This window comes from Massilia sp. MS-15 (assembly GCF_020176695.1).
GTDB classification, from domain to species: domain Bacteria; phylum Pseudomonadota; class Gammaproteobacteria; order Burkholderiales; family Burkholderiaceae_D; genus Telluria; species Telluria hydrophila.
The window spans coordinates 139,997-150,725 of sequence record NZ_JAIWIA010000038.1 but is presented as its reverse complement, the minus strand read 5'-3'; the positions used below and the strand labels follow the sequence as shown (position 1 = coordinate 150,725).

Below are 10,729 nucleotides of genomic sequence, written 5' to 3'. Positions count from 1 at the left end.
GTGACCCGCGTCGCCCGTGAAGTCGGCACCGAGGGCAAGCTCGGCGGCCAGGCCCAGGTGAAGGGCGTGGGCGGCACCTGGAAGGACTTGACCGATTCGGTCAACTCGATGGCGGGTAACCTCACCGGCCAGGTGCGTAACATCGCCGACGTGACCACTGCGGTGGCGAACGGCGACCTGTCCAAGAAGATCACGGTGGACGTGAAGGGCGAGATTCTCGAACTGAAGAACACCATCAACGTGATGGTCGACCAGCTGAACTCCTTCGCATCCGAGGTGACCCGCGTGGCGCGCGAGGTGGGTACCGAGGGCCGCCTGGGCGGCCAGGCCAACGTGCCGGGTGTGGCCGGTACCTGGAAGGACTTGACCGACAACGTGAACTTCATGGCGGGTAACCTGACCGGCCAGGTGCGTAACATCGCGGAGGTGACGACCGCGGTGGCGAACGGCGACCTGTCCAAGAAGATCACGGTGGACGTGAAGGGCGAGATCCTCGAACTGAAGAACACGATCAACGTCATGGTGGACCAGCTGTCCTCGTTCGCATCCGAGGTGACCCGCGTGGCGCGCGAGGTGGGTACCGAAGGCAAGCTGGGCGGCCAGGCCTATGTGCCGGGCGTCGGCGGCACCTGGAAGGACCTGACCGACAACGTCAACTTCATGGCCTCGAACCTGACCGGCCAGGTGCGAAACATTGCGGCGGTGACCACCGCGGTGGCGCGCGGCGACCTGTCCAAGAAGATCACCGTGGACGTGAAGGGCGAGATCCTGGAACTGAAGGACACCATCAACGTCATGGTGGACCAGCTGTCCTCGTTCGCCTCCGAGGTGACCCGCGTCGCCCGCGAGGTGGGAACCGAGGGCAAGCTCGGTGGCCAGGCCAACGTGTCCGGCGTGGCCGGCACCTGGAAGGACTTGACCGAGAACGTCAACCAGCTGGCCGCGAACCTGACCAACCAGATGCGCGCGATCGGCGAAGTGGCGACCGCGGTGACCCGCGGCGACCTGTCGCGTTCGATCCAGGTGGAAGCGCGCGGCGAGGTGTCCTACCTGAAGGACAACATCAACGAGATGATCCGCAACCTGAAGGAGACCACGCAGAAGAACGCGCAGCAGGACTGGCTCAAGACCAACCTGGCGCGCTTCACCCGCCTGCTGCAGGGCCAGCGCGACCTGCAGGCGGTGACCAAGCTGATCCTGTCGGAGCTGGCCCCGCTGGTGTCGGCCCACCACGGCGTGTTCTACATGATGGACTCGCAGGAAAGCGACGCGCGCCTGCGCATGATCGCCTCCTACGGCTACCGCTCCAGCCGCAAGCTGCCGACTTCCTTCCTGCCGGGCGAAGGACTGGTCGGACAGTGCGCGCTGGAGAAGACCCGCATCTGGCTGACCGACGTGCCGCGCGACTACATCGTGGTGTCCTCGGGCCTGGGCTCGGCGCCGCCGAACAACATCGTGGTGCTGCCGATCCTGTTCGAACAGCAGGTCAAGGCGGTGATCGAGATCGCGTCCCTGGACCGCTTCACCGAAACCCACCTGTCCTTCCTCGACCAGCTGATGGAATCGATCGGCGTGGTCCTGAACACGATCGAGGCGAACAGCCGTACCGAGTCGCTGCTGACCCAGTCGCAGTCGCTCGCCCAGGAACTGCAGCAGACCAACCAGGAACTGGCCGAAAAGGCGCGCCTGCTGTCCGAGCAGAACATCGAGGTGGAACGCAAGAACCGCGAGGTGGAACAGGCCAAGCTGGCGCTGGAGGAAAAGGCGACCCAGCTGGCCCTGTCCTCGAAGTACAAGTCCGAGTTCCTGGCGAATATGTCGCACGAACTGAGGACGCCACTGAACTCGCTGCTGATCCTGGCGCAGCAACTATCCGACAACCCCGAGGGCAACCTGTCGGCGCGCCAGGTGGAATTCGCCAAGACCATCCACGGCTCCGGTTCCGACCTCCTGACCCTGATTAACGACATCCTCGACCTCTCGAAGATCGAGTCCGGCACCGTCACCCTGGACGTGTCGGAATACCGCTTCTCGAACCTGCGCAACTACGTCGACCGCACCTTCCGCCACATGGCCGAGGCCAAGCACCTCGGCTTCCAGGTGGACCTGGCCGACAACCTGCCGACCGCGGTGATGACCGACACCACGCGCCTGCAGCAGGTGCTGAAGAACCTGCTGTCGAACGCCTTCAAGTTCACCAGCCACGGCCAGGTCGCGCTTACCATCTCGCTGGTCGACAGCGGCTGGACCGCCGACCACCCGAACCTGGTGCATGCCGACGCGGTGCTGGCCTTCTCGGTGCGCGACACCGGCGTGGGCATCCCGTCCGACAAGCTGCAGCTGATCTTCGAAGCCTTCCAGCAGGCCGACGGCTCCACCGCGCGCAAGTACGGCGGCACTGGCCTGGGCCTGTCGATCTCGCGCGAACTGGCGCGCCTGCTGGGCGGCGAGATCCGCGTCGAGTCCACGGTCAACGTCGGCTCGACCTTCACCCTGTACCTGCCGTACAACCGCGCCGGCTTCATCAACTACGAGCAGACCCGCCAGTCGCAGCCGGCCCGCCTGGCGCCGCCGCCGGCGCCGGCCACCACGGTGTCCTACCAGCCGGTGGTCCAGTCGCGCAGCGATGCGGCGAGCGCCGACGCGCTGCGCGAGGGCAGCGACAACAACGTGGCCCTGGCCGAATACGCCTCGGTGCTGGACGACCGCGGGCTGGTGACCCCGGGCGACCCCTCGGTACTGATCGTGGAGGACGACGAACGCTTCGCCAAGGCGCTGCTCGACTTCGCGCGCGAAAAGAACTTCAAGGGCATCGTCACGCAGCGCGGCGATTCGGCACTGTCACTGGCGCGCGACTACCTGCCCTCGGCGATCCTGCTCGACATCGACCTGCCGGACATCGATGGCTTCACGGTGCTCGACCGCCTCAAGCGCGACCCGAACACCCGCCACATCCCGGTGCACGTGATATCCCAGCAAGCGGAGCGCGAGCGCGCCCTGCGCCAGGGAGCGATCTCCTACATCAACAAGCCGGTCGGGCGCGAGGCGCTGCAGGAGGAATTCAAGCGTATCCAGAAATTCCTGATGGGCGGCAAGCGCTCGCTGCTGGTGGTCGAGGACGACATGGCCCAGCGCGAGTCGATCGTGGCCCTGATCGGCAATGCCGACATCCACATGGTGACCGTCGATACCGGCGCCGCGGCCATGGAGGCGCTGGAAAGCGCCCACTTCGACTGCATGGTCCTCGACCTGACCCTGCCCGACGTTTCCGGCTTCGACCTGCTGGACCGCATCGGCGCCAACGAGCGCCTGCGCGACCTGCCGGTGGTGATCTATACCGCCAAGGAGCTGTCGCGCAAGGAAGTCACCAAGCTCAAGCGCTACGCCAAGACCATCGTCATGAAGGACGCCCGTTCGCCGGAGCGCCTGCTGGACGAGACCGCGCTGTTCCTGCACCGGTCACAGGCCAGCCTGCCGGAACAGCAGCGCCGCATGCTGGAGGAGATCCACGCCCTGGACGGCGGCCTGGCCGGACGCAAGGTCCTGATCGTCGACGACGACCTGCGCAACATCTTCGCCCTGTCCACCCTGCTGGAGCGCCAGCAGATGCAGGTGCTGTTCGCCGAAAACGGCCGCGACGGCATCGAAGTGCTGGAGAAGGACCCGAGCATCGAGATCGTCCTGATGGACATCATGATGCCGGAGATGGACGGTTACGACACCATGCGGGCGATCCGCCGCATTCCGAAATTCCGCTCGCTGCCGATCATCACCCTGACCGCCAAGGCGATGAAGGGCGACCGCGACAAGTGCATCGCGGCCGGCGCCTCCGACTACATCACCAAGCCGGTCGATGTGGCGCAGCTGCTGTCGATGATGCGGGTTTGGCTGCACTGATGGGGAACGCGATGGGTGCCGTGAAGGACAGCCTGCCGGACGACTGGTCCGCCAGGACGGCCACCGAGGAGCTCGAAACCGAGCTGCTGCTGGAGGCCTTGTACCAGCGCTTCGGCACCGACTACCGCGGCTATGCGCGCCAGCGCCTGCGCGAACGGCTGCAGGGCCTGTTGCGGGCAAGCGGGCTGGCGACCCTGTCCGGCCTGCAGGAACGCGTGCTGCACCAGCCGGGCGCGGCCCAGGCCTTGCTGCGCGCGCTGGCGCCGCCGCCAGCCGGCCTGTTCGCACAGCCCGAGGAGTCGCGCCGCCTGCGCACGGCGCTCGGCGCCAGCCTGCGCCCCACTGCATTGCCCAGGGTCTGGCTGGCCGAGCCGGCGGGCGTGGCCGAGGCCTGGACCCTGGCGATCGTGCTGGCCGAGGAAAAGCTGTATGGCCGTACCGAGGTGTTTGCCACCGTCGCCTGCGAGGAGCAGCTGGCCGCAGCGCGCGGCGCGGCGCTGCCGGTGGCGCAGCTGGCGGCGGCCCAGCCCCTGTACGCGGCCAGCGGCGGCGACGGGCGCCTGGCCGACTACTTCGAGGTGTCGGATGGCGCGGCCCGCCTGCTGCCGCGCCTGCGCGAGCGCATCACCTGGGCCCAGTACAGCCTGGTGACCGATGCGTCCTTCAACGAGTTCCACGGCATCGTCTGCCGCCATGCCCTGCCCGACTTCGGACCGCTGCTGCGCCAGCGCGTGCTGCGCCTGTTCCGCGACAGTCTGGCGCCGTTCGGGGTGCTGGGGGTCGACCGGGCGCTGACGGCGACGGATGCGGGGGCGGAGGATTACCAGCCGCTGTTCGCGGATGGCGGCTGGTACAAGCGCGTGCGCTGAGTTCCAGGGGGGCCGGACACATCGCCGCAGGCTGGCCGGCCCGGCCGCCCAGCTTATGCTTGGTGCACCGCGACGCGGTCGCGCCAGGCCTGCAGGTGCGCCATCCCCTCCTCCCCGGGCCGGAACTTCAGCAGGCCGCGCGCGAATTCCAGTGCGCAGAAGGCCGTGATGTCGGCGATCGTGAAGCGCGCTCCCGCCACCCACGGCTGCCGGGCCAGTTCGCCGTCGAGCCAGCGCGCCGTGGCGCGCATCTTGACGCCCTGGGCCGCGCCGAAGTCGGGGAACTGCGGCTGCTCCAGCACCGCCAGGCCGGGATGGGTATGGCGCACGCACAGCGCGATCTCCAGCATCAGGTGCAGCTCCATGCGGCGGTCGGCCATCTCGATGAAGGCGCGCTCGGTCGCATCCACGCCCATCAGGTTCGGTTCCGGGTACAGGCCCTCGAGGTAGGTGCAGATCGCGCGCGTCTCGCTGAGCGCGCGGCCATCGTCGAGCACCAGCACCGGTACCCGCGCCAGCGGGTTCAGGGCCAGGAACTCGGCGCTGCGGTGGCCGCCGGCGTTCAGGTCGACCTCGACCTGCTCGATGCCGTCGATGCCTTTGGCGGACAGGAACATGGCGACACGGCGCGGATTCGGCGCGCGGGAACTCGTATACAGGCGCATCAGGGCTTCCATGCTTGGTTTGGGCACCCATCATAGCGCGATCAGGCAGGCAGTGCTCCTTCCGTCCTGGCCAGCTCGGCGGCGATCCAGTCGCGGACCGCCGCCGCGTCCTCCGGCCCCATGTGCAGGCCGAGCTTGCTGCGCCGCCACAGCACGTCCTCGGCGCAGCGGGCCCATTCGTGCCGCAGCAGGTAGCGCAGCTCGGCGGCATGCAGGCCGGGCGCGATTTCCGGGCCCAGATCCGCCAGGCAGGCGGCGCCCGACAGCAGGGTCGCGACCCGGCTGCCGTAGGCGCGCGCCCAGCGCAGCGCCAGCGGTGCGGGCAGCCAGGGGTGGTGGCCTTGCAGCGCGGCCACCCAGCGCCCGAACCCGCTCACGGCGCGGGTATCGGGCGTGGGACCGAACAGGTCGCCGCCGGGCAGCACGGCGTGCGCGGTCCAGGCCCCGCGCGCCGCGCCGAGCCTGCAACCGATCCAGTCCGCCGCCTGTTCGGACAACAGACGGTAGGTCGTGATCTTGCCGCCGAAGACGGACAGCAGCGGTGCGCCACGGGTATCGCGCGCGAGCAGGTAGTCGCGGGTGGCGGCACTGGCGCTGGCCGCCTCGTCCTCGAGCAGCGGGCGCACCCCGGCATAGCTCCACACCACGTCCGCCGGGCCGACCTGGCGCCGGAAATAACGGTTGGCGAGCTCGCACAGGTAGGCCGTCTCGGTGGCCGTGATGGCGGCGCGGCCGGGGTCGCCCCCGTACTCGACGTCGGTGGTGCCGACGAGCGTGTAGGCGCCCTCGAAGGGCATGGCGAACACGACCCGTCCGTCCGGATGCTGGAACAGGTAGGCGTGGTCGTGCTCGAACAGGCGCGGCAACACGATGTGGCTGCCCTTCACCAGGCGCAGGCGCTGTGCGGGAGCGGCGCCGGTGGCGAGCTGCGCCAGCTTGGCCGCCCACGGTCCGGCGGCGTTGACCAGGCAGCGCGCGCGCAGCATGCGGCTGCCCTCGGGGCCTTCGACGCGGGCGCTCCAGTGGCTGGCGCCACGGGCCAGGGCCATGCAGCGGGTGCGGGTCAGGACCGTGGCGCCGCGCTCGTGCGCATCGAGCGCGTTCAGCAGCACCAGCCGGGCATCGTCCACCCAGCCGTCCGCATACACGAAGGCGCGCGCATAGGCGGGCTTGAGCGGCGCGCCGGCGGGGTGCCCGGCCAGGACGATCGCGCGCGAGGCGGGCAGGAAGGCGCGCCGGGCCAGGCGGTCGTACAGGAACAGGCCGGCGCGGACCAGCCAGGCCGGGCGCCGCGCCGGGTCGTGCGGCATCACGAAGCGCAGCGGGCGCATGATGTGGGGCGCGCTGCACAGCAGCACTTCACGCTCGGCAAGGGCCTTGCGCACCAGGCCGAACTCGCCGTGCTCGAGGTAGCGCAGGCCACCGTGCACCAGCTTGCTCGATGCGGACGAGGTATGCGCACCCAGGTCGTCCTGTTCGCACAGCACCACGCGCATGCCACGCCCCGCGGCGTCGCGCGCGATGCCCGCGCCATTGATGCCACCACCTACCACCAGCACGTCGCAGTCGAGCGCCGCGTCCGCTGCTTCGTTCATGCTGCCTCCTGTTCACGGTCCGCGGTTCCCACCCTTGGGCCGCCAAGCTGGCCTAGTGTAGGGAGCGCACGGCGCTTCCGCTTCGGCTGTATCAATTATGCGGAGAATGGCGGGGGCCGTGTGTAGAATCGCCACATGCACAACTCATCCAGCGCCGACGTGCGCGCCTGGGTCCGCATGCCTTCCGGCAAGCGCCTTGACCTGCTGAATCCGACGCCCTTCGACTGGGACGATGCCGACCTGGCGCTCGGCCTGGCCCGCACCTACCGCTGGGGCGGGCACTCGGCCTGGCCGCTGCCGCTGTCGGTGGCCCAGCACTCGCTCAGCGTCATGCTGCTGCGCCGCGCGCTGGCGCCCGCGCCTGGCCCCTTGCAGGACCTGCGCGAGCTGTTGCACGACGCCGAGGAAGGCCTGCTTGGCTTCGACGCCATCTCGGTAATCAAGCCTTTCCTGGGCGATGGCTTCCGCGCGCTCACCCAACGCCTGGAGCAGGTGGTTTTCCTGCGCTATGGTTTGCCGGCCTGGACCGAAAAGGAACACCGCCTGCACAAGCAGGCCGACCGCCTGGCCGCCGCCAGCGAAGCCGTGCACGTGACCGGCTGGACCCGCGAAGAAGTGCGGCGTACGCTCAAGATCCGGGCCGCGGTGCTGGACCAGGATCCGCTTGTCGCGCGGTTCGGCTGCGCGCCGTGGGAACCGTGGCCGCCTGCGGTGGCGGCGGATCGCTTCCTGGCCGAGCTGGAACGCTTGAAACGGGCCGTGGAGTCGTAGTATGGGACGGATGGGAAACTCCTTCCCTGCCACAAATCCTTGATTTCATTCAGAATTTTTTACTATCCACAAGAACTGTGGATAAAGATGTGGAAAAGCACTACTTGACAAGCCGCAAGTCCAGTACGGATGCGGGTTTCAATACATTGCCTGTTCTGAAGGCAATGACATAAGGGCCCAAAATCAATGACTTAGCGATGCATGCTCCCTGTGCATGTTGCCAATTTCATACATCCGTCGGTCCAGCAGCGGTCCAGGGGACAAGTCGCCAACATGCATCCATCTGCGTTCATTTCCAGGCATTCCGGGCACGCTCCCGTACCAGCACGCGCACGTTCCGGCACCGGCATGCGCAGCTGATGCTGCGCGGCATCGAGCCAGTACGGCGGGCATGGAGAACAGGAACAGGGAGCGGCGACTGGCAATGCCATACTGTGCATTTATCCAGTAAGCTTGTGCAAGACCAAATCCCGCGTTTTGCAAGCCTGCGCACGATCGCGGGCGCCTTCTCCATGCCGGCTTGCTGGTAATCATGTCATAAAGTACGTTCACATATACGGCTAAGTACTTCATCTATAAAAAGTTTTCCGGATATCCACAAAGTCTGTGAATAAGTATGTGGAAAAGCGGGGGCTTGACATGGCGCACGCGGCCATCCGTGCGGCTTTCAACAATTTGCCTATTGGGAAGGCAGCCTTGATAGCCCCATAAATCAAGGGCTTACGTGCGCCTTCCGTGAATTGTCGACACGCAGGCACAAAATTATTTTTAGGAAATTTTTGTGCATAAACCGTGGCGGCTCGCACAGCGTCCAGCGCTGCGCCGCGCCGCGCCGGCGCCGCCTACAATGCCTGCGCACCCACCATTGCGAGGACTCCATGAGCATTCATCCCGAACCCGAACTGAACCCTGGCGACGAAGCGCAACCCGGCACCCCGGGGGCTGGCGAAGACGTGTGCGAAGACTGTGCCGGCAGCGGCAAAGTCGACGGCAAACCCTGCCCGAACTGCGGCGGCAGCGGCAAGGTCATGCGCGGCATCGGCGGCGGCTGAGGCAGGCCCCATGCGTGGGCGGGAAGCCGGCCGGGTCCGGCCTCGCGCACCGGCCTTGTTCCTTTCCTTCACCCTGCTGGCCCTGCAGGGCTTCGGCGGGGTGCTGGCCGTCGTGCAGCGCGAGCTGGTCGAGCGCAAGCGCTGGCTGACCCCGGAAGAATTCATTGAAGACTGGGCAGTGGCCCAGATCCTGCCGGGTCCAAACGTCGTCAACCTGGCCATGATGCTCGGCGCCCGCTGGTTCGGGCTGGGCGGCGCCCTGAGCGCCATGGCCGGCCTGCTGGCGCTGCCGCTGGTGCTGGTGCTGGCCCTGGCCACCCTGCATGCGCGCCACGCGTCCGATCCGGCGCTGGCCGGCGCCCTGCGCGGCATGGCGGCGGTATCGAGCGGACTGATCCTCTGGCGCACCCGCCTGCATCTGCTGTGGCTGCTCGGCGCCGGGGCCCTGCTGGGCGCGCTCGGCTTCGTGTGAGCAGACTGGCAAGGCGGCGCGCGGCAAGGCATACTTGCGCCATTCTCCACTTCTTGATGCACCCATGCCCGAACTCCTCAACGAACACGCCTGTTTTGGCGGCGTGCAGCGCTTCTACCGCGCCGACTCGCAGGCGATCGGCCTGCCGATGCGTTTTTCGGTCTACCTGCCCCCCGGCGCCGAAGGCAAGCGCCTGCCGGTGCTGTTCTACCTCGCCGGCCTGACCTGCACCGAAGAGACCTTCATGACCAAGGCCGGCGCGCAGCGGGTGGCGGCGCAGGAAGGCCTGATCCTGGTCGCCCCCGACACCAGCCCGCGCGGCGCCGGTGTGGCGGGCGAAACCGACAGCTGGGATTTCGGCGTCGGCGCCGGCTTCTATGTCGACGCCGTGCAGGAACCCTGGGCCCGCCACTACCGCATGTACAGCCACATCCTGGAATTGCGCGAACTGGTGCTGGCCATGCTGCCGGCCGATCCGGCCAGGGTCGGCATCTTCGGCCACTCGATGGGCGGCCACGGCGCGCTGATGATCGCCCTGCGCAAGCCTGAGCTGTTCCGCTCGGTTTCGGCCTTCGCGCCGATTGCGGCGCCGATGCGCGCCCCATGGGGCCAGAAGGCCTTCGGCGGCTATCTCGGCCCCGACCAGGCGGCCTGGCGCCAGTATGACGCCACCGAGCTGATGAACGACATGGCGGGCGCGCCCTTCCCCGGCGGGATCCTGATCGACCAGGGACAGGACGACAAGTTCCTCGCCGAACAGCTGTATCCGGAAGCCTTCGAACAGGCCTGCGCGCGCGCCGGCCAGCCCCTGAGCCTGCGCCGCCATGCCGGCTACGACCACGGCTATTACTTCATTTCGACCTTCGTCGAAGACCACCTGCGTTTCCACCGCCGTCTCCTTGGATGAACCACATGAATGACCACATGAGCCTACTCCTGCGCAACTGCCTGCTCGGCCTCGCGCTGACCCTTTCCGCCACCGCCTGCAAGCGCAGCGACGCGCCTCCGGCTGCCTCCACCTCCACCGCCGCCCCCGCCACGGCCCAGGCCGAAGGACCTGCGGTGGCGTTCCAGAAGATCGATGCCCAGGTCGGCACCGGCAAGGAAGCCGTGGCCGGCTCCACCGCCGTGGTCCACTACACGGGCTGGCTCTACGACCCGGCCGCGCCGACCCAGCATGGGGCCGAGTTCGATTCCTCGCGCGGCCGTTCGCCGTTCAGCTTCCAGGTCGGCGGCGGCCAGGTCATTCCCGGCTGGGACGAAGGCGTGCAGGGCATGAAGGTGGGCGGCAAGCGCACCCTGATCCTGCCGCCCGCGATGGGCTACGGCGCCGGTGGCGCCGGCCCGATTCCCCCGAACGCCAGCCTGATCTTCGACGTCGAGCTGCTCGACGTGCGCTGAGGCCCGC

At 67.8% G+C, this 10,729-nt stretch carries 8 protein-coding genes and 1 pseudogene; 7 read left to right on the top strand and 2 right to left on the bottom strand.

Going from position 1 to position 10,729, the window contains the following annotated elements:
• Together LCI23_RS15930 and LCI23_RS15925 are read left to right on the top strand one after the other, a co-directional pair.
• On the top strand, nucleotides 1-3,897 hold a 3,897-nt coding region (locus tag LCI23_RS15930), incomplete at its 5' end, for a response regulator (RefSeq protein ID WP_224947423.1).
• Complete coding sequence (locus LCI23_RS15925; protein ID WP_224947422.1) at nucleotides 3,885-4,766, top strand: CheR family methyltransferase; 882 nt, start codon at nucleotides 3,885-3,887, stop codon at nucleotides 4,764-4,766. The genes LCI23_RS15930 and LCI23_RS15925, both read left to right, overlap by 13 nt.
• 53 nt (nucleotides 4,767-4,819) lie before the next feature.
• Here LCI23_RS15925 and LCI23_RS15920 read toward each other — a convergent pair whose 3' ends face one another.
• Both LCI23_RS15920 and glpD read right to left on the bottom strand, forming a co-directional pair.
• Complete coding sequence (locus tag LCI23_RS15920) at nucleotides 4,820-5,431, bottom strand: glutathione S-transferase family protein (protein WP_224947432.1); 612 nt, start codon at nucleotides 5,429-5,431, stop codon at nucleotides 4,820-4,822.
• A 41-nt stretch (nucleotides 5,432-5,472) separates the two neighbouring features.
• Entirely contained in the window at nucleotides 5,473-7,026 is a 1,554-nt protein-coding gene (gene glpD / locus LCI23_RS15915; RefSeq protein WP_224947421.1) for a glycerol-3-phosphate dehydrogenase, read from the bottom strand.
• A gap of 135 nt (nucleotides 7,027-7,161) precedes the next feature.
• Here glpD and LCI23_RS15910 point away from each other — a divergent pair, with 135 nt between their 5' ends.
• From LCI23_RS15910 to LCI23_RS15890, 5 genes and pseudogenes are all read left to right on the top strand, one after another.
• Nucleotides 7,162-7,797 (top strand): phosphohydrolase, encoded by a 636-nt coding sequence (locus LCI23_RS15910; RefSeq protein WP_224947420.1) that lies wholly within the window; start codon nucleotides 7,162-7,164, stop codon nucleotides 7,795-7,797.
• Nucleotides 7,798-8,675: 878 nt separating this feature from the next.
• Nucleotides 8,676-8,849, top strand: a complete 174-nt coding sequence (locus LCI23_RS15905) for a hypothetical protein (protein WP_224947419.1) — start codon at nucleotides 8,676-8,678, stop codon at nucleotides 8,847-8,849.
• A gap of 10 nt (nucleotides 8,850-8,859) precedes the next feature.
• A pseudogene (locus tag LCI23_RS15900) lies at nucleotides 8,860-9,246 on the top strand (chromate transporter); the annotation flags it as partial.
• Nucleotides 9,247-9,385: 139 nt separating this feature from the next.
• A complete protein-coding gene (gene fghA / locus LCI23_RS15895; RefSeq protein WP_224947417.1) occupies nucleotides 9,386-10,228 on the top strand; it encodes an S-formylglutathione hydrolase in 843 nt (280 codons plus the stop codon).
• A 17-nt stretch (nucleotides 10,229-10,245) separates the two neighbouring features.
• Nucleotides 10,246-10,722, top strand: a complete 477-nt coding sequence (locus LCI23_RS15890; RefSeq protein WP_224947416.1) for an FKBP-type peptidyl-prolyl cis-trans isomerase — start codon at nucleotides 10,246-10,248, stop codon at nucleotides 10,720-10,722.
• Nucleotides 10,723-10,729: the final 7 nt, after the last annotated feature.

Coding starts and splice junctions, on each gene's coding strand:
- LCI23_RS15890 (WP_224947416.1), top strand. CDS start 10,246: ATGAGCCTACTCCTGCGCAACTGCCTGCTCGGCCTCGCGCTGACCCTT.
- LCI23_RS15905 (WP_224947419.1), top strand. CDS start 8,676: ATGAGCATTCATCCCGAACCCGAACTGAACCCTGGCGACGAAGCGCAA.
- glpD (WP_224947421.1), bottom strand. CDS start 7,026: ATGAACGAAGCAGCGGACGCGGCGCTCGACTGCGACGTGCTGGTGGTA.
- fghA (WP_224947417.1), top strand. CDS start 9,386: ATGCCCGAACTCCTCAACGAACACGCCTGTTTTGGCGGCGTGCAGCGC.
- LCI23_RS15920 (WP_224947432.1), bottom strand. CDS start 5,431: ATGCGCCTGTATACGAGTTCCCGCGCGCCGAATCCGCGCCGTGTCGCC.
- LCI23_RS15910 (WP_224947420.1), top strand. CDS start 7,162: ATGCACAACTCATCCAGCGCCGACGTGCGCGCCTGGGTCCGCATGCCT.